Here is an 18,271-nt window from a genome sequence, read left to right as displayed (position 1 = left end):
AAACATGCCGCCCCGGCTCCGCTTCAGCGCAGCCGGTGGGACCGGCTACGTCCTCACATCGAAGAAGGAACGTGTATGGCCATCAAGCAAACCGGCGATATTGCGGCTCAGCGCCTATCGGCCGATCAACTCTCGTGCGAGTTCTCCGATATCGCGCCGTTGCTCGACGCGAGTGCCGCGGCCGCGGCGGCGAGCCGCTGTCATTACTGTTACGACGCGCCGTGCGTGAACGCGTGTCCGACGCAGATCGACATTCCCAGTTTCATTCGCAAGATCAGCAACGGCAATCTGAAGGGAGCGGCCGTCGACATTCTGTCGGCGAATCCGATGGGCGGCATGTGCGCGCGCGTTTGCCCGACCGAGATTCTGTGCGAGGGTGCTTGCGTGCGCAACCATCAGGACGCGAAGCCGGTGGCGATCGGCGCGTTGCAACGTCATGCGACCGATTGGGCGATGGCGCGCGGCGAGGTGCTGTTCAAGCGCGCGGCTGAAACGGGGCGGCATGTCGCCGTGGTCGGGGCGGGACCGGCCGGACTTGCGTGTGCGCATCGGCTTGCGTTGGCGGGCCATAACGTGACCGTTTACGACGCCCACGAGAAAGCCGGCGGTCTGAACGAATACGGCATTGCTGCCTATAAAACCGTTGACGATTTTGCGCAGCGAGAAGTGGCGTGGCTGTGCTCGATCGGCGGCATCGAGATCAGGCACGGCGTAGCGCTGGGACGTGACGTGGATCTCGATGCGCTGCGCAAGCAATACGATGCGGTCTTCCTCGCGATCGGTCTCACGGGCGTGCGCGCATTGGCGATGGAGGGCGAGGACCTGAGTGGCGTGATGAACGCAGTGGATTTCATCGAACAGGTGCGCACCGCGGCTGACTTCGGCACGGTGCCGGTGGGCCGCCGGGTCGTCGTGATCGGCGGCGGCAATACGGCAGTGGATGCCGCCGTGCAAAGCCACAAGCTCGGCGCGACCTCGGTGACGATGGTGTATCGCCGCGGCGTCGAGTCGATGAGCGCGACGTGGGCCGAGCGCGATTTCGCGCAGACCAACGGCGTCACACTTGTCACGTACGCAACGCCGGTGCGTTTGATCGGAGCAGGCGGCGTGGTGACAGGTGTCGAATTCGAACGCAAGTCAAGCGATGGCGATCAGGAGCGCTTCGTGGTCGGGGCCGACATGGTGCTCAAGGCAATCGGCCAGACGCTGGTGCCGGTCGGTATCGAGCGCGAACTGTTGACGCTGGACGGCAGCCGTATCGCGGTCGATGCAAACGGACAAACCTCGCTGCCAGGCGTATGGGCGGGTGGCGATTGCGCGGCGACGGGTGGGATCGATCTGACGGTACAAGCGGTGCAGGACGGCAAGATCGCCGCCGCGGCGATTGACGCCCAGTTTGCCCGCACAGCCGTCAAAGCCGCCTGAGCCACTCAAGTCACTTAAGCCACGCATCCCATCAGACAAAAAACAGCAGTCCCCAAGGAGCCGAACATGGCCGATTTGCGCTGTACGATTGCCGGCATTACGTCGCCGAATCCTTTCTGGCTCGCCTCCGCGCCGCCGACCGACAAAGCCTATAACGTGAACCGCGCGTTCGAAGCGGGCTGGGGCGGGGTCGTGTGGAAGACGCTGGGCCTCGACCCACATGTAGTGAACGTCAGTTCGCGCTATGGCGCAGTGCAATGGAACGGCCAGCGCATCGCGGGCCTGAACAACATCGAACTGATCACCGACCGTCCGCTGGACGTCAACCTGAAAGAAATCGCCCAGGTCAAACGCGACTGGCCAGACCGCGCGATGATCGTCTCGCTCATGGTGCCGTGCAACGAGCGCGACTGGAAGTGGATTTTGCCGCTCGTCGAAGACACCGGCGCCGATGCGGTCGAACTGAATTTCGGCTGCCCGCACGGCATGAGCGAGCGCGGCATGGGTGCGGCGGTGGGGCAGGTGCCCGAGTACGTCGAGATGGTCACGCGCTGGGTCAAGGAGGGCTCGAAGCTGCCGTGCCTCGTCAAACTCACGCCGAATATCAGCGACATCCGCCTCGGTTCGCGCGCGGCCTATAAAGGCGGCGCGGACGGCGTGTCGCTGATCAACACGATCAACTCGATCGTCGCGGTCGATCTCGATGCGATGTCGCCGTTGCCGATGGTCGACGGCAAAGGCACGCACGGCGGCTATTGCGGACCGGCGGTCAAGCCGATCGCATTGAACATGGTGGCCGAAATCGCCCGCGACGTGGAAACGCCGAATCTGCCGATCTCCGGTATCGGCGGCATTTCGACATGGCGCGATGCGGCCGAATTCATGGTGCTCGGCGCGGGCAGCGTGCAGGTCTGCACGGCGGCGATGCACTATGGATTCCGCATCGTCTCCGATCTCGCGGACGGTCTTTCGAACTGGATGGACGAAAAAGGCTATGCGACGCTCGACGACATTCGCGGCCGCGCCGTGCCGAACGTCACCGACTGGAAGTACCTGAACCTCAAATACGACATCAAGGCGCGCATCGATCAGGACAAATGCATCCAGTGCGGCCTCTGCCATATCGCCTGTGAAGACACGGCTCACCAGGCGATCATGAAAGAAAAAGATGGCGTCCGGCATTTTGAAGTGATGGACTCCGAGTGTGTCGGCTGTAATCTGTGCATGCATGTGTGCCCGGTCGAGCAGTGCATCACGATGGAGCGTGTGGACAGCGGCGAGTACGCGAACTGGACCACGCATCCGAACAACCCTGCGCGGGTGAATGCCGGTGAAAGCGACACGTCGGACGCGGCTGAAACCGCAGAGCACGCCCATGCCCATGCAGCAAAAGCAGCCTGAAACATGAGCTACCTGTAGGAAACGAAACAAAGCGAAGCGCTTGTACTGAACCTGTAGTTTTCCCCAAGGCCTGACGCGCCGCCAGAAGCCGCGCAGGCCTCAACGATCAGTGGAGATCTTTCGATGAAGCAGACAGTGCAATCCGTCGATCCGCAGTTTGCGGCCGGCGCGCAGGGCAGCAGTCTTTATAACGATGACCTTGCGCCGACCGGCGTCGCACAGCGCACGTGGCGGTGGTATCACTTTGCCGCGCTCTGGGTCGGCATGGTGATGAACATCGCGTCGTACATGCTCGCGGCCGGCTTGACGGAGGAGGGCATGTCGCCGTGGCAGGCAGTGGCGACCGTGCTGCTCGGCAATCTGATCGTGCTGGTGCCGATGCTGCTGATCGGGCATGCGGGCGCGAAGCACGGCATTCCGTATGCAGTGCTGGTGCGCTCCTCCTTCGGCACACAAGGCGCGAAACTGCCGGCGATGCTGCGGGCGATCGTCGCGTGTGGCTGGTACGGCATTCAGACATGGCTTGGCGGCAGCGCGATCTACACGCTGCTGAACATTCTGACCGGCAACGCGCTGCACGGTGCGGCCTTGCCGTTCCTCGACATCTCGCTTGCGCAGCTCGCGTGTTTCCTCGTGTTCTGGGCATTGCAGATCTACTTCATCGTGCACGGCACCGATTCGATTCGCTGGCTCGAAAGCTGGTCCGCGCCGATCAAGATCGTGATGTGTATCGCGCTGGTGTGGTGGGCCACCTCGAAGGCGGGCGGCCTCGGCTCGATGCTGTCCGCACCGTCGCAGTTCGTGGCGGGTGGAAAGAAGGAAGGCCTGTTCTGGGCGACCTTCTGGCCCGGCCTCACGGCGATGGTGGGTTTCTGGGCGACGCTGGCGCTGAATATCCCCGACTTCACACGCTTTGCCAAAACACAGCGTGATCAGATCATTGGCCAGTCGGTGGGTCTGCCGATACCGATGGCGCTGCTCTCGGTGATTTCCGTGGTGGTGACGTCGGCGACCGTGGTGATCTATGGCAAGGCGATCTGGGACCCGATCGATCTGACGAGCCGCATGACCGGCATCGGCGTCGGCCTTGCGTTGATCATCCTGACGCTGGATACGATGTGCTGCAATCTGGCGGCGAATCTCGTCGGCCCGGCGTATGACTTTTCGAGCCTGTGGCCGAAAGGTATTTCGTATCGTGTCGGCGGCATGATTACCGCGACCATCGCCATTGTGATGATGCCGTGGAAGATTCTCGCCACCACGCAGGGCTATATTTTCACGTGGCTGGTCGGTTACTCGGCTTTGCTCGGTCCGGTGGCGGGCATTCTGATGGTCGACTACTTCCTGATTCGCGGCACACGGCTGGATCCGCGTGAACTGTTCGACGAGCATGGCGAGTACAGCTACACCGGCGGCTGGAATATCGGCGCGGTGGTGGCGCTCGTGATCGGCGTGCTGCCGAATCTGCCGGGCTTTTTGCACACCGCGTTTCCGGCATCGTTCCCGAATGTGCCGGCGATTTTCAACACGCTCTATACCTATGCCTGGTTTGTCGGACTGGCGTTGGCGTCGATCGTATACAGCGCGTGGATGAAGCTGAGCAAAGGACCGAGCGCGCGCGTGGCGAGTGCCTGAGTGTGTCTGAGTATGCGGGAGCGAGTGAATGAACGAGTGCACGAACTGTGCACCAGCAGAACGAAGTACGTAGCACCGAAACCAGCAGTTCATAAGGAGGCGGCAACATGACGACCCTGATTCGCGGCGGCACGATTATCGACGCGGACAACACGTATCGTGCGGACGTGTTGTGTGCGGACCCGCAGGACGGCGGTACGATCCTGCAGATCGGAGCGGACCTGGCGGCGCCGGCCGGCGCCACCATCGTCGATGCGGGCGGGCAGTACGTGATGCCCGGCGGCATCGATCCGCATACGCACATGGAGTTGCCGTTCATGGGTACCACGGCCAGCGACGATTTCTATACCGGTACCGCCGCGGGTTTATCCGGCGGCACGACCAGCATTATCGACTTCGTGATTCCGAGTCCGAAGCAACCGTTGATGGAGGCCTTCAAGGAATGGCGCGGTTGGGCTGAAAAGGCGTCGGCGGACTACGGCTTTCACGTCGCGGTGACGTGGTGGGACGATTCGGTCTATCGCGACATGGGCACGCTGGTGCACGAACACGGCGTGTCGAGTTTCAAGCATTTCATGGCCTACAAGAACGCGATCATGGCCGATGACGAAGTGCTGGTGAACAGTTTCTCGCGTTCGCTCGAACTCGGTGCGCTGCCTACCGTGCATGCGGAAAACGGTGAACTGGTGTTTCAGTTGCAGCGTCAGTTGCTGGCAAAAGGCTTTACGGGTCCTGAGGCGCACCCGCTGTCGCGGCCGCCGGAGGTGGAGGGCGAGGCTGCCAATCGGGCGATCCGCATCGCGCAGGTGTTGGGCGTGCCGGTGTATATCGTCCACGTGTCCTCGAAAGACGCGGTCGACGCGATCGCGCGTGCCCGCAGCGAGGGCCTTCGCGTGTTCGGCGAAGTGCTGCCGGGCCATCTGGTGATCGACGAAGCGGTGTATCGCGATCCCGACTGGACCCGCGCCGCAGCGCACGTGATGAGCCCGCCGTTCCGTTCCGCGGAGCATCGCGAGGCATTGTGGCGGGGTCTGCAAGCGGGCCAATTACACACTACCGCGACCGACCACTGCGTGTTCTGCGCGTCGCAGAAGGCGATGGGCCGTGAAGACTTTACGAAGATCCCGAACGGCTGTGGTGGCGTTGAAGATCGCATGGCGGTGCTTTGGCATCATGGTGTGAATTCGGGACGTCTCACGCCGAACGAATTCGTGCGTATCACGTCGACTAACGCCGCGCAGATTTTCAACCTGTATCCGCGCAAAGGTGCGGTACAGGTGGGCGCCGATGCCGACCTGGTCGTGTGGGATCCGCAGGCAAGTAAAACCATTTCGGTGAAGACGCATCATCAGAAGGTCGACTTCAACGTGTTCGAAGGGATGACGGTGCAGGGCGTGGCGATGCATACGCTCACGCGCGGCGCGCTGGCATGGACCGATGGCGAGCTGCGGGCAGTGCGGGGTGCAGGGCGTTATCTGAAACGCCCGCCGAATCCGGCTTACTTCGATGCGATCCGGGTGGCCAATAAGCGGAAGGAGCCGCATCCGGTGGAACGGTAAGCAGCATTCGGAACAGCCTGGCAAGTCTTTATCGATTCAACCTCATCCTGCACGAGCTGGCGCACTGCGCCGGTTCGTGCTGTCTCGCTTCCAAGTAGCGCCGGCTGTATGACGCGGCGCTTCATCCCGTTCGAATAGCGACTCGCGCGTTTGCCCGCTGACAGCGTCTGTGTTGCGCGTCGCAGGAGCGACTTCGTAGTCCGCCGTTCTAAGGGCGCGCATATATCCAGTCATCCTGCAGAAACCGGTAGGCTGAGACAAAACCACCCACGGGCGGGCATTGCCTCGTGCCATATCATTTAACTCAGGTATCCAAAGAATTATGTTGATCAATGGGTTGTCATGCTATGCGGCCCGATTGGGTACTTGTCATGGCCGCCGGCGTGCCGGCCATGCGTGTCGATTGCATGCCTTGCGGTGGAGACGAATATGAAGAGTATTAGAGCGGGTACGGTCGGTGTCGCGCTGGCGAGTGGCTTTATGGCGGCCTGTAATGGATCAGTCGAGGATGCGCCGTCGGGTGCGGCCCCGGTCGCGCACTCCGCGCAGAATTTAGCGCAGGCGCGGCCAATTGGCGATCCACTGGCGGAGTATCAGTGGCATTTGAAGAACACCGGTCAAAGCGCATTTTCCATGGGCGCAGGTTTGCCCGGCATGGATCTGAACGTCGACACAGCGTTTGGCGCAGGATGGACCGGCAAGGACGTAAAGGTGCTCGTGCTGGATGACGGTCTTGAGATCGCCCACGAGGATCTTGCAGCCAATGTCGCTCCGGACATGCTCTACAATTTCGATCCCGCCGCGCCGGATGCACACGATCCGACGCCCGTCCAGGAGAATGGACATGGCACGTCGGTCGCCGGCATCATCGGTGCGATCGCCGACAATCAGGTGGGCGGTCGAGGGGTGGCGCCCGGTGTGCGTCTGGGGGGCGCCCGCTTCATCGGATACACAGGCTCGCGCAATTCGTGGGCGAGGGACACATTCGACGCGTTCGGCGGAGCGCCGTTTTCGAGTCGAGCGGATGTGCTCAACGGGTCGTTCGGGCGTGTGACGATCTATCCGCTCGAGCTGGTACCGGGCCAATCAGTCGAGTCTCTTGCAGCCGAGGGACTGGAACAATTGCGCAAGGGTAAGGGCGCTGTTTTTGTCAAATCGGCGGGCAATTCCTATGCCAGCGTTGCTGGCAGCGCGAGCTATTGCGCCCATGCGGTTGCGGCTGGTGTGACGTGCTCGAATGCCAATTCCGATCCGCTTGGAACAGTGCCGCAAGCAGTCATTGTCGGCGCAATCAACGCCCGTGGCGTTCGTTCGAGCTACTCGAGTGCCGGATCGAATTTGCTCGTGTCCGCGTTCGGCGGCGAATATGGCGGGGTGAGCGGTCCCACGATCGTGACATCCGACCTGATGGGATGTGTTCGCGGCTACGCCAAACGTGCCGTGAATAACAGGCCCGCCAACGACTTCGACAAACCGGATTCCGCGACTGGCAAAGCGTTTAATCCAACGTGCAACTACACCTCGCTATTCAATGGCACGTCCTCCGCGGCCCCGATGGTGAGCGCGGTGGTGGCCCTGATGCTCGAGGCCAATGCGAACCTCACATGGCGTGATATCAGGTACATCTTGATGAAAACGGCCAGGATCGTTGACGCGGATCGCAAGCCGGGAGAGGTTACTTTGCCATCGGGAGAAAAATATGCGCCGCAGCCCGCGTGGACGCGCAATGCTGCGGGACTGTGGTTCGACAATTTCTACGGATTCGGTCTCGTGGACTCGGCACGCGCGGTGGCATTGGCGAAAACCTATACGAACCATCTGACCGGACGCATGACCAGCACGGGTGACGCACTGCGCTACGCGGCGGCACAAGACGAGCCGGGCGTGGTGGTGCCAGTCGGCTCCGCGAGCGGCGTCGACACGTCGCTGGTCTACAGCAGCAACAACATCGGCAGGATCGAGGCCGTGCAACTCACGCTTTCGCTCAGGGACGCCAGCATGCGGGATCTGGCGGTGGAACTGATATCGCCGGCGGGTACCCGTAGTGTGTTGTCGAACGCCTATAACGCATTCTGGAATGAAAGTCGTGATGTCAGCGCGTTGACGTTGGCCTCCAACGCCTTCAATGAAGAGTCGGCAAAGGGTGTCTGGAAGGTTCGATTGATTGATACGAACTCCCGGAAAGGCATGCTCCCGACGCGACTTGCCAGTGCGCAATTGCGCGTGTATGGCCGCTGACCTACTTTTGTGATCGAGAAGCTGAGATGAAGACACAACACACTGTTGTATTAGCAGGTTTCGTGTTTATCGGGCATGCGCTCACGGCTCACGCTCAGGACGCTACCGATTTGACGCCCGGCCGGATAGCGCCGGCGAATGTCGTCCAGCAAATGCAATATGAGGCGCCTGTGCGGATCGGGGCGGTTTCGGTCCGGCCTTTGCCTCAAGGCGGCCAACACCCGCTTTCGACCGACGCCAGCCAATCGACACTGGTTGCGCGCACAACGGACAACCTCATCGGCGTCAGTGCCAATGAAATGGTCGTGATCGAGCCCAACGCATCGGCGGTGCAAAAGAAGATCGCGGAACTGGCGGCCGATGCCGCCGTAAGATTGTATGCGGGCAGAGGCATCACCGTGGTGCGGGTGAAACGGTTCTCCGATCTGCCGGCGCTTCAGCAACGACTCGCGGAAGCCTTTCCCACCGCGCGGTTCGATTTACCGGTCATGTACATCGAGAACGAGCCGCACTAGTTGCACGACACCTTCGTTGTTCACGCGGCGGTGAATTGGGCAGTTGCTTTCATTGGGCTTGCTCATCATCGCCGCGCATCGTTCCACTCCCTCCCGCGTTTTCCCCGATGGCGTCGGACAAGCGTTCCGTGTTGCCATGCATGCTACCTTCTCCTATCTGCTGTAAAGTTAAATCCGACGTTGCACCAGATATTCTTGCTGTCCGCTTAGCACGCAGGCGCATATGGATCGGAAACCTGATCCTTTGTAAAAACGCAGGCCTTTTGCTACAGTCCGCCCACTTCGCCTGGTCCATCCGGGCCGGCGGACACCATGGAATACAAGATCCAGCCACCGACGTTGCAAACTGACGTAGCAAACATTACGGAGTCACCTGATGAAGTCGATTCGTTCCATTCTGCTGATCGCGCTGCTGCAAGCGGTGACCATGAGCCCGGCCTTCGCTGCTGACGAGCTCGCGCAGATCAAGTCCGCGGGCGTGCTCAAGATCGGCACCGAAGGCACCTACGCACCGTTCACGTACCATGACGAATCCGGCAAGCTGACCGGCTTCGACGTCGAGCTCGGCACGGCGATCGCGCAACGCCTGGGCGTCAAGCCGCAATTCGTCGAAGGTAAATGGGACGGTTTGATTGCCGGTCTCGATGTGAACCGCTACGACGCGGTGATCAATGAAGTCGCTGTTACCGACGCGCGCAAAGCGAAATACGATTTCTCGGACCCGTACATCACGTCGCATGCGGCGCTGATTGTGCGTTCGGACAACACCACGATCAGGACGTTCGACGACCTGAAGGGCAAGAAGTCGGCGAATACGCTGACCAGCAACTTCGGCAAGATCGCGGCTGCGCATGGCGCGGAGGTGATTCCCGTGCAGGGCTTCAACGAATCGGTCGACCTGTTGACCTCGGGCCGCGTCGACGCGACCGTCAACGATTCGCTGTCGTTCCTCGACTTCAAGAAGCACAAGCCGGATGCGAAGGTAAAGATCGCCGCGCTCGATACGGCGGCGGACAGCAGCGACAAGTCCGCGGTGCTGATCCGCAAGGGCAACCCCGAGTTGCAGGCGGCGATCAACAAGGCCCTCGCCGACATCAGGAAAGACGGCACGTATTTGAAGATCTCGCAGAAGTACTTCGGTAAAGACGTTTCCCAATAAGCGTCACGTGCGAGTCTGAATCATGCCGGCATGGTTGCATCTGATGGCGCAGTCGCTATGGCCCCTGCTGTATGCGGGGCTCGTCTTTACCGTGCCGCTCACATTGGCATCGTTTGGCATTGGGATTGTCGTGGCGTTTATCGTCGCGCTGGTCCGGCTATTCGGGCCGCGCTGGGCGGTAGCGTGCGTGCGCTTCTACGTATGGCTGTTTCGCGGCTCGCCCTTACTGGTGCAACTGTTCGTGATTTTCTACGGACTACCGAACGTGGGCATCGTGCTCGATCCGTTGACGGCGGCGATCATTGGTTTTTCGCTGAATGTCGGTGCGTATAACTCGGAAGTGATACGCGGCGTGATCGAGTCGATTCCGAAGGGGCAGTGGGAAGCGGCGTACTCGATGGGCATGACGCGTGAGCAGGCGCTGCGCCGCGCGATTCTGCCGCAAGCGGCGCGCGTGGCGCTGCCGCCGCTGTCGAACTCGTTCATCGCGTTGGTGAAGGACACATCGCTCGCCGCGGTACTGACGGTGCCTGAGGTGTTTCAGGCGGCGCAGCGAATCGCGTCGGTGACCTATGAACCGTTGATTCTGTACACCGAGGCGGCACTGGTTTATCTCGTGTTCAGTTCGGTATTGTCGTCGGCGCAAGTCCGGCTCGAGCGCAAGTTCGGCCGCCACGCACTTTTTCAGGCGAGCAACTGATGATTCGACTGGAAAAAATCGACAAGCACTTCGGCGAGAATCGGGTGCTGAATTCAGTGGACCTGCAACTCGCGCCGGGCAATGTCACCGCGCTGATTGGCCCATCCGGCAGTGGCAAGAGTACGCTTTTGCGTTGCGTGAACCTGCTGGAAATCCCGGAGGCCGGATCACTTGAAGTTGGTGACCAGCGCCTCGAATTCAGCCGTGACCACAAGCCATCGCGCGAGGCGGTGCTGACGATACGCCGCCGCACCGGCATGGTGTTCCAGAATTTTCAGTTGTTTCCGCACCTGACGGTGCGCCAGAACGTCATGGAAGGATTGCTGACCGTACTGAAGTGGGACAAGGAGAGAGCGCGCATACGTGCGGACGAATTGCTTGAGAAAGTCGGCATCGCGCACAAAGCGGACGCATGGCCCTCGACGCTTTCCGGCGGCCAGCAGCAGCGCGTAGCAATCGCGCGGGCGCTGGCACCGTCGCCGGAAGTCTTGTTATGCGACGAGCCCACCTCGGCACTGGATCCCGGACTGGCTGCGGAGGTGGTGGACGTACTCAAGCAGCTCGCCACGGAAGGCATGACGATGTTGATGGCGACCCATGATTTGCGTCTTGCCGCGACGATTGCGCGAGACGTGGTATTTCTGAATAACGGCGTGGTGGTGGAGGCGGGCCCATCGCGCGACATTTTCATGAATCCGCGCGAACCGGAGACAGAGCGCTTCGTGTCGACGCTTACGCATAGCTTGCCGGACGCATGGACGGAGCGGAGCTGACCTGAGAGAGGACAAGACGGGAAGAAAGCCAGTCTGTCGACAGCCAGTGGCGCAGCAAAAAAGAAGAGGGGCGCCGAAGCGCCCCTCAAAAAAATTAACGATAGACAAACAATAGACCACTGGTTTGCTAGCGGACTCTTCCGGCGAGCACGAAGTGCGAGTCGGGAGGTATGACGCCTTTGTCACATGCGCCGAATTCCAGATCAAGAACCCCCAAAAACCTCAAATCGCCACACGCTCCGCGTCATCACTCAACGCCACCTCAAAAAACCGTTCCCGCGCAGCGGCATTAGCCCGTGCGTAAGCCCGATTAACCCCACTAATCACAGCCCGAATAGAAGCCGTCACCAGATTGGCATCAATCCCAACCCCAAACGCACTTCCAACCACATCGGCCCCGGCCATCTCAGCCACAGCAACAGCGCGAGCATCGGCGCCTTGAGTCAGCGCCCGCTCTTCATAGTGCTGAATCCGCACAGGCGCCCCAATCGCATGCATCAACGCATCAAGCGGCCCATTCCCTTCCCCGCTCAAGACGCGCCGCGAGCCATGAATATCGACAGTGAGCTTGATATGTTCACGCCCGTCGCGCTCAGACAAACTATGTCCAACATAATGAATCGGCGCAGCACTGTGCACATACTCCTGCTGGAACAATTCCCAGATCTGCGAAGGCGTCACTTCTTGCCCGCTGTCATCGGTATAACGTTGCACGGCGGAGCTAAAATCGACCTGCAAGCGCCGCGGCAACACCACCCCGTAACCCTGCTCGAGCAAATAAGCAATCCCACCCTTACCAGACTGACTATTCACGCGAATCACCGAATCATAAGTCCGCCCAAGATCGCTCGGATCAATCGGCATATAAGGCACCTCCCAGACCGCATCCGGTTTCTGCACAGCAAAGCCTTTCTTGATCGCATCCTGATGCGAGCCGGAGAACGCGGTAAACACCAGATCGCCAACATACGGATGACGCGGATGCACCGGTAACTGCGTGCATTCCTCGGCGGTTCGCGCGACTTCATTGATATTCGAAAAGTCGAGCTCAGGATCGACACCCTGCGTGTACAGATTCAACGCGAGCGTCACGAGATCGACATTGCCGGTACGTTCACCATTGCCGAACAAACACCCTTCGATACGATCCGCACCCGCCATCACCGCCAGTTCCGCGGCCGCCACCGCGGTGCCCCGATCGTTATGCGGATGCACCGAAATGATCAACGAATCGCGACGCGCGAGATTGCGATGCATCCATTCGATCTGGTCGGCGTAGACATTCGGCGTAGCCATTTCCACGGTAGCGGGCAAGTTGACGATCGCTTTGTGCTCGGGCGTCGGTTGCCAGATATCGAACACGGCGTCGCATACTTCCTTGGCGAATTCGAGTTCGGTGCCGCTGAACACTTCCGGGCTGTATTGCAGCGTGAACTGCGTTTCCGGTGTGGCATCGACGAGACGCTTCATCGTACGCGCGGCGTTTTGCGCGAGTTCCTTGACGCCGCTTTTTTCGAGTCCGAACACGATGCGGCGGAATTCCGGCGCGGTGGCGTTGTACAGGTGGACGATGGCGCGCGGCACGCCACGCAAGGATTCGAAAGTGCGTTCGATCAGATCGTCGCGGGCTTGCGTCAACACTTCGATGGTGACGTCGTCAGGGATATGGCCGCCTTCGATCAGCTCGCGCACGAAATTGAAGTCGGTCTGCGAGGCGGACGGAAACGCGACTTCGATTTCCTTGAAGCCAATTTGCACCAGCGTCTTGAACATGCGCATCTTGCGCTCGGCGTTCATCGGTTCGAACAGCGACTGGTTACCGTCACGCAGGTCGGTACTCATCCAGATCGGCGCGCGCGTGATGGTGCGCGACGGCCACTGGCGGTCCGTCAAGTTGATCGGCTTGAACGAGCGATACTTGGTAGCAGGGTTCTTCAACATTTTCATCATCCTTGGGATCGATCAACCTGGTGTCGACCGGACGACGAAAAAACAAAGCATGGCCGCCGGTCGGAAACCGGGGCTGGGTCAGTTACTGGGGAATTGAGCGGTGCTTCGGGTGTTTCAGATGGAAGCGCGCAGCAGCAGACCTAGCCCGGTAGAGCGGGCTAGTAGTAGCGATAGGATGGTCTGGGCGCGGTACATGGTGCGCAATGGGAACATATTATTGGGACCGCGTCAAGCGCGGCGCAGTGAAGGACGCGCCGACCGGTGGGGCTTATCGCTGCCGGGGCGCGCTGGGACCCGAGCCGGTCATGCCAGTCACCTGGGTTTCACGAAACGCAATGTCATGCGATCCGATTCGCCGATCGCCGCGTATTTCGCCCGATCGACGTCGTGGCCTTCATATGTGGGCGGCAGCGACCACACGCCGTTCGGATAATTTTTCGTGTCGCGGGGATTGCTGTTCGCCTCGCTTTGGCCAGCCAATTCGAAACCGGCCGCGCGCGCGTGTTCGATGACATAGGCTTCGGTCACATAGCCGGTGTCGATGGTCTGTTGCAGGGAGGTGCCCGGCGCCGCGCGATGTTCCTCGACACCGAGAATCCCGCCCGGCTTAAGTGCCGCGTAGAAGGCGCGCAGGTTCGCGTCGATCTCGCCGTCCTTGATCCAGTTGTGGATATTGCGGAAAGTCAGCACCTGGTCGACGCTGCCATCGGCCGGAAAGCCGCTGAACCGGCCCGCTCGCAGCGTGCCGACCACCACATTGCCGTAGATGGCCGGCGTGGCCGCCAGCTTGCGCGCGAATGACGCCCGGCCAGTCTGCTCCTCTGCTGCCGATGCGGCGTCCGGGCTGTCGTATTGCGCCTCGTACAGTTTTCCGTGGTCGTGCAGATAGGGCGCGAGTATCTCCGTGTACCAGCCGCCACCGGGCGCGATCTCCAGCACGGTTTGCGACGACGTCACGCCGAAGAATTGCAGCGTTGCTTTCGGATGGCGGTAGACGTCGCGTGTGCGGTTCTTGTCGCTGCGCTGCGGCCCGGAAATTGCGGCGTCGAGCGAGGCTGAATCAGCCGCCGCGGAGGAGGTCGACGCCGTCGGGGCGGCGCAGGCGGCGAGCAGCAGCGCCGCGCTCAGTGCCGCGAGCGTGAAACGCAGCGCGCGGGCTTGGGGAGTGGGGTGGGTGTTCATGGCATCCATTATCGGGCGCGATCCGTCTGGAAAGAAATCGCCAATCGGCATAACGATATGCACCGGCGGTATTTGCCATGTCGTGGGGGCTTCGGTTCAAGCTTTCAGGCTTCGGCGCGACCACCCACACGCCGCCCATGACCCGGCGACCGGATCGCCGGCCCCACGTCTGGCTCAGAGACCGAACACGATCCGCAACGTATCGTTCTGCACGATCACAGAGACGCCGATGACCAGCAGGATCAGCGGCAGCAATGCGGTGCCGTAACGCCGCATCGGCGCGCCCAGCAACGGATGCTCCACCAGCCATACCGCGCCCGCGCACCAGAGGCCGATCATCGCGACGAACACCAGCGAGATGAACACACTCTCGCTGTGCGAATGGCCCGCGTACAAGGGTACGTAGACGGCGAGATTGTCCGAGCCGTTGGCGACCGCCACACACGCGACTGTCCACCATGACGAGCCTGCGCCGGCCGTAGCCGGTGGGGACGGTACACTCGAGCGCGCCGCGGCCGGCCCCTGTTTCTCCCGATCGGCGTTGCCTGGGCGAAAGCGCGTCCACGCTTTGCCCAGACCCACCCCGATCGGCAAAATGCCGAGCAGGCCGACATAGCCGGTGGGTAAGCGCGTCAACAAGGCGGCGAGCAGTATCGCCCCCACGATCAGGGCCAGCGAACCGGCAAACTGCCCGGCGATCACGCGATGCCGCTGACCGCCCGCTTCCGCAAGGAAGGCGAGCAGCACGAAAAGGTTGTCGATATTGGTGGCGGCGTAAGCCGCAACGGCGAGCAGGGCAAGGCTGAACATGCGGGAAAGCCGGTTAATGCACAATGGGAAAACGGATCTGCACCCGTGAAGCAGGTCCAGCCGAAGAGGCTGGCAGCGCGCTGGAGGCATGGCGGCCGGTCAACACGATGCCGATGCAAGGCGTCGCGGTCAAGCCGTCTCTTGAGCCTGTGCGATGCGTGCGTTCTGCGGTTCAGTATGTGGGTTTATCCGCTTCACGTGCAGAGCGGTGTCATGCTGTCCTGTCCTGTCCGCATCCCTGTCCTTGTGGCCCGCGCGATGCCGATCCGGCAGCCTGTAAGCTACAATTGCCGACGGCTTGAAAAACGGAACATCAATGAAGATTCGGATTCTCTCTATCGCCTGCGTCACGATTGCCGCCACGCTGCTGGCGGCCTGCACGGCCGTCTATAAGAACTCGGATGCATGCGAGCAGTTGATGCGAAGCAAGCTGGCTGAAACGTCGTCGGCGGATACGCTGAAGATCGCTCATACGGGCGCCGGTATCGACGGTTCGCGGGTGGTCGTCGAAGGATCGATCGAGCATGTGACGACGGCGTCGGAGGTTGCGGCTGCTTCGGCGGCGTCCGCGGCCGCTTCCGCGGCGCAGGTGGCGAATGCGCCACGCCCGGCCTCGGGCGTGCGCGCGGCGTCCGCAGTGTCGGCGGCGGCCTCGGCTTCGGACGCTGCGGCTACCCCCGGCGTGACGGCTGCCTCGGCTTCGGACGCTGCGGCTACCTCCGGCGTGACGGCTGCCCCGGCTTCGGGTGCTACGGCCGCTTCGGCGAGCCTCGCTGCGTCGGGGGCTGACGCAGCCTCGCTTAAATCGGCCAAGCCGAAGAAGACCCGCACGGCGGCTGCCGCCGAGTGCACGTTCCACGGCTCGGCGCTGAGTGTATTCAGCTGGTTGGCGCCGGCAAAGCTTGCCACGCCGCCTGGTCACGACAACGAAGCCACCGAGTAGCAATTTCGGTTGCGCCTGTTGCCGCGCGGCTGACGCCACGAGTACCTCATGCCGTGCTCAACGAACACGGCATGATCCGGCTAGCGCCAGACGAATCTCAAGCCGCCCCATTCGCGAGGCGGCTTTTGTTTTGGTGCATCAGTTCAAGCACGCATTCGCCGAACGCCTGCGGCCGCCCTTCGAAGCAGCGCTGGACCGCCTGCGTATCGATCAGGCGCTGCCGCAGCGCCGTGCGCTCGTCGTGCTGGTCGATCATGCGCACAGCCGCAGTGATATACGCCTCAAGGCTGTCCGTGGTGGTCCACGACGGCATGCCCACGCGCTCGAACAGCGCGCCGTCGATCCGCTCGAACACTTCCGGTCCGCGTTTGCATACGCCGGGCAAGCCGAGCGTCAATGCATCGACAATACCGTTGGTGTTGCCGAACGGAAACGGGCTGAGGAACAGGTCGGATTGATTGACGCGCGCCAGATACGCCGCGTAGTCGTGAAAGTCGTGCACGACGGCGCCCGGCACCGCTCGCGCGATGACCTCACGCAGACGGTCGAACGGCAGACCGGATGGCGCACCGCTCATAAAGTGAAACTCCACGGGTGTCGCGGCACGCGCGCCGATTGCGCGGCATGCATCGAGAAAGCCGGGATTGAGCTTCATCGCGCTGGCGGTAATGATGATCTGCAGCGTCTCGCGCGGCGACGGAATCTGCGCGACGATGTCCGGCAGCGCAACGGACGGGCGGTACGGTTGCCCGTCTTTCGGCAGCTTCATGAGTTGTTCGCTGAAGCAGGCCGGGTCGCCGACATAATCCTCCTCGACGCTGACGTAGTCGATCCTGTCGGAATGCGTGGTGGCGGGATGGCCGAGCGCCGCGATCTGCAACGGCGCGATGCGCAGGTTGGACATGAACACCGTCAGCACGAACATGCCGACGCTCGGCATGTACAACACGTCCGGTTGTTCGGCCTCGGCAAACTCGCGAATCGTCTTCAGGCACTCGCCGATGTAGTCCGGCTGCTCCAGTTCGATGAAGCGGTCGAAGACGTTCCGTCCCACTTCGTCGAGAGCGTAACCGAAGCCGAAGCCCACCACCTCGAAGTGCTCGCGCGCGGCTTCGAGCGTACGCGAGTGCGTGCGGTAGATCGAATGGGCGCCGCTGAACCACTCCAGCACGACCACCATCAGGGGCTTCTTGCCGCGCCGCGGTTTGCCTTTGGCAGGCACGCGCTTTGGCGCGGGCAGGTCGGTCAGGCCGAGTTGCGCGAGCTTGCGGCGCACCAGCACATTGATGTCCTGCTTGATCGCATGCCGGCGCGGCGTATCGGCATAGCTGCAGAACATATAGGCGTTGTGCAGCACGGTCGAGGGCAGATCGTCGAGGTCGTCGATCTGCTGCAGCTTGCCGGGTAGCCATTCCAGCAGCGCCTCACGCTTGAGGTGCGCGCTCGGCGAGCCTTTGAAGACGGGTGCCAGCAAAACGAGGGCGAGACAGGCTGCGATGGTTTTGTCGTACGCCCAGAGCGCCGCGAAGTCGAGTTCCAGTTCGGACTCGGTCGAATAGAGCACGCATAGCTTCTCGACGAAGCTGTCACCCGGCAGAAACTGGGCATCTTCCGGGCCGCGGGGATTCAGGTAACGGGCGATGTGGTCCGCATTGCCGGACGCCGTGGCCGAAAATAGTGCGCCGATCCACTCGTGCAGGGTGAGAAACAGTCTGTAGCACTCGGTGGGTGGCCGGAAATCCGGGTCGGCGAACAAGGTCGACACGGCGCTTGTCAGGCGCGTGCAGAAACGCTGGCGTTGTTCTTCGGGAGACAGGTCGGTCATGCCCGAGGCTTTGAAGCTCGCGTTCAATTCGCCGCGCGTTTGTTGAAGGAGTGCGAGCGCGGCGATGAGCTGGATTGAAGCTTGTGCATGCTGCCGCGTGTAGACGAGTTGCTCGAAATGGTCGAGTGAAAAGGTGACTTCCATCGTTTTGACTAT

The 18,271-nt window shown here is 61.4% G+C and carries 14 protein-coding genes; 10 read left to right on the top strand and 4 right to left on the bottom strand.

Annotated elements, in window-relative coordinates; genetic code table 11:
* The first annotated feature begins 75 nt into the window (after window positions 1-75).
* From P3T22_RS28760 to P3T22_RS28720, 9 genes are all read left to right on the top strand, one after another.
* Window positions 76-1,425: an NAD(P)-dependent oxidoreductase gene (locus P3T22_RS28760; protein WP_429326793.1), complete on the top strand. Its 1,350-nt coding sequence runs from the start codon at window positions 76-78 to the stop codon at window positions 1,423-1,425.
* 66 nt (window positions 1,426-1,491) lie between these two features.
* Window positions 1,492-2,826: an NAD-dependent dihydropyrimidine dehydrogenase subunit PreA gene (preA, locus tag P3T22_RS28755; RefSeq protein WP_429326792.1), complete on the top strand. Its 1,335-nt coding sequence runs from the start codon at window positions 1,492-1,494 to the stop codon at window positions 2,824-2,826.
* Between the two features lie 123 nt (window positions 2,827-2,949).
* Window positions 2,950-4,461 (top strand): NCS1 family nucleobase:cation symporter-1, encoded by a 1,512-nt coding sequence (locus tag P3T22_RS28750; protein ID WP_063496707.1) that lies wholly within the window; start codon window positions 2,950-2,952, stop codon window positions 4,459-4,461.
* A gap of 107 nt (window positions 4,462-4,568) precedes the next feature.
* A complete protein-coding gene (gene hydA / locus P3T22_RS28745; protein WP_063496706.1) occupies window positions 4,569-6,020 on the top strand; it encodes a dihydropyrimidinase in 1,452 nt (483 codons plus the stop codon).
* 429 nt (window positions 6,021-6,449) lie between these two features.
* Entirely contained in the window at window positions 6,450-8,258 is a 1,809-nt protein-coding gene (locus tag P3T22_RS28740) for a S8 family serine peptidase (protein WP_158515279.1), read from the top strand.
* A gap of 26 nt (window positions 8,259-8,284) precedes the next feature.
* Window positions 8,285-8,773, top strand: coding sequence for a hypothetical protein (locus P3T22_RS28735; protein ID WP_063496704.1), 489 nt, complete (start codon window positions 8,285-8,287; stop codon window positions 8,771-8,773).
* Between the two features lie 376 nt (window positions 8,774-9,149).
* Window positions 9,150-9,932 carry an amino acid ABC transporter substrate-binding protein gene (locus tag P3T22_RS28730; protein ID WP_429326791.1) on the top strand — a complete coding sequence of 261 codons (783 nt, stop codon included), beginning with the start codon at window positions 9,150-9,152 and terminating at the stop codon, window positions 9,930-9,932.
* A 22-nt stretch (window positions 9,933-9,954) separates the two neighbouring features.
* A complete protein-coding gene (locus tag P3T22_RS28725; RefSeq protein WP_063496702.1) occupies window positions 9,955-10,632 on the top strand; it encodes an amino acid ABC transporter permease in 678 nt (225 codons plus the stop codon).
* Window positions 10,632-11,405 (top strand): amino acid ABC transporter ATP-binding protein, encoded by a 774-nt coding sequence (locus P3T22_RS28720; RefSeq protein ID WP_429326790.1) that lies wholly within the window; start codon window positions 10,632-10,634, stop codon window positions 11,403-11,405. Before P3T22_RS28725 ends, P3T22_RS28720 begins: the two co-directional genes overlap by 1 nt.
* 222 nt (window positions 11,406-11,627) lie before the next feature.
* Here P3T22_RS28720 and leuA read toward each other — a convergent pair whose 3' ends face one another.
* The 3 genes from leuA to P3T22_RS28705 all read right to left on the bottom strand — a co-directional run bounded on the left by leuA (window position 11,628) and on the right by P3T22_RS28705 (window position 15,347).
* Entirely contained in the window at window positions 11,628-13,346 is a 1,719-nt protein-coding gene (gene leuA / locus P3T22_RS28715; RefSeq protein WP_063498012.1) for a 2-isopropylmalate synthase, read from the bottom strand.
* Between the two features lie 321 nt (window positions 13,347-13,667).
* Window positions 13,668-14,546, bottom strand: a complete 879-nt coding sequence (locus P3T22_RS28710; RefSeq protein WP_429326789.1) for a class I SAM-dependent methyltransferase — start codon at window positions 14,544-14,546, stop codon at window positions 13,668-13,670.
* Window positions 14,547-14,711: 165 nt separating this feature from the next.
* A complete protein-coding gene (locus P3T22_RS28705; protein WP_429326788.1) occupies window positions 14,712-15,347 on the bottom strand; it encodes a cadmium resistance transporter in 636 nt (211 codons plus the stop codon).
* A 316-nt stretch (window positions 15,348-15,663) separates the two neighbouring features.
* On the opposite strand from P3T22_RS28705, the gene P3T22_RS28700 reads away from it, so the two are divergent.
* Window positions 15,664-16,290, top strand: a complete 627-nt coding sequence (locus P3T22_RS28700; RefSeq protein WP_429326787.1) for a hypothetical protein — start codon at window positions 15,664-15,666, stop codon at window positions 16,288-16,290.
* 97 nt (window positions 16,291-16,387) lie between these two features.
* On the opposite strand, the gene P3T22_RS28695 is transcribed toward P3T22_RS28700, so the two are convergent.
* Window positions 16,388-18,259, bottom strand: coding sequence for a glycosyl transferase family 1 (locus tag P3T22_RS28695; RefSeq protein ID WP_429326786.1), 1,872 nt, complete (start codon window positions 18,257-18,259; stop codon window positions 16,388-16,390).
* Window positions 18,260-18,271 lie beyond the last annotated feature (12 nt).

This window comes from Paraburkholderia sp. GAS348 (assembly GCF_050434205.1).
Lineage (GTDB): Bacteria > Pseudomonadota > Gammaproteobacteria > Burkholderiales > Burkholderiaceae > Paraburkholderia.
This window is presented reverse-complemented; position numbering and strand designations above follow the sequence as displayed.

Excerpts from the sequence above, each read along its gene's own strand:
- P3T22_RS28760 (WP_429326793.1), top strand. The coding sequence starts at position 76 with ATGGCCATCAAGCAAACCGGCGATATTGCGGCTCAGCGCCTATCGGCC.
- preA (WP_429326792.1), top strand. The coding sequence starts at position 1,492 with ATGGCCGATTTGCGCTGTACGATTGCCGGCATTACGTCGCCGAATCCT.
- P3T22_RS28750 (WP_063496707.1), top strand. The coding sequence starts at position 2,950 with ATGAAGCAGACAGTGCAATCCGTCGATCCGCAGTTTGCGGCCGGCGCG.
- hydA (WP_063496706.1), top strand. The coding sequence starts at position 4,569 with ATGACGACCCTGATTCGCGGCGGCACGATTATCGACGCGGACAACACG.
- P3T22_RS28740 (WP_158515279.1), top strand. The coding sequence starts at position 6,450 with ATGAAGAGTATTAGAGCGGGTACGGTCGGTGTCGCGCTGGCGAGTGGC.
- P3T22_RS28735 (WP_063496704.1), top strand. The coding sequence starts at position 8,285 with ATGAAGACACAACACACTGTTGTATTAGCAGGTTTCGTGTTTATCGGG.
- P3T22_RS28730 (WP_429326791.1), top strand. The coding sequence starts at position 9,150 with ATGAAGTCGATTCGTTCCATTCTGCTGATCGCGCTGCTGCAAGCGGTG.
- P3T22_RS28725 (WP_063496702.1), top strand. The coding sequence starts at position 9,955 with ATGCCGGCATGGTTGCATCTGATGGCGCAGTCGCTATGGCCCCTGCTG.
- P3T22_RS28720 (WP_429326790.1), top strand. The coding sequence starts at position 10,632 with ATGATTCGACTGGAAAAAATCGACAAGCACTTCGGCGAGAATCGGGTG.
- leuA (WP_063498012.1), bottom strand. The coding sequence starts at position 13,346 with ATGTTGAAGAACCCTGCTACCAAGTATCGCTCGTTCAAGCCGATCAAC.
- P3T22_RS28710 (WP_429326789.1), bottom strand. The coding sequence starts at position 14,546 with ATGGATGCCATGAACACCCACCCCACTCCCCAAGCCCGCGCGCTGCGT.
- P3T22_RS28705 (WP_429326788.1), bottom strand. The coding sequence starts at position 15,347 with ATGTTCAGCCTTGCCCTGCTCGCCGTTGCGGCTTACGCCGCCACCAAT.
- P3T22_RS28700 (WP_429326787.1), top strand. The coding sequence starts at position 15,664 with ATGAAGATTCGGATTCTCTCTATCGCCTGCGTCACGATTGCCGCCACG.
- P3T22_RS28695 (WP_429326786.1), bottom strand. The coding sequence starts at position 18,259 with ATGGAAGTCACCTTTTCACTCGACCATTTCGAGCAACTCGTCTACACG.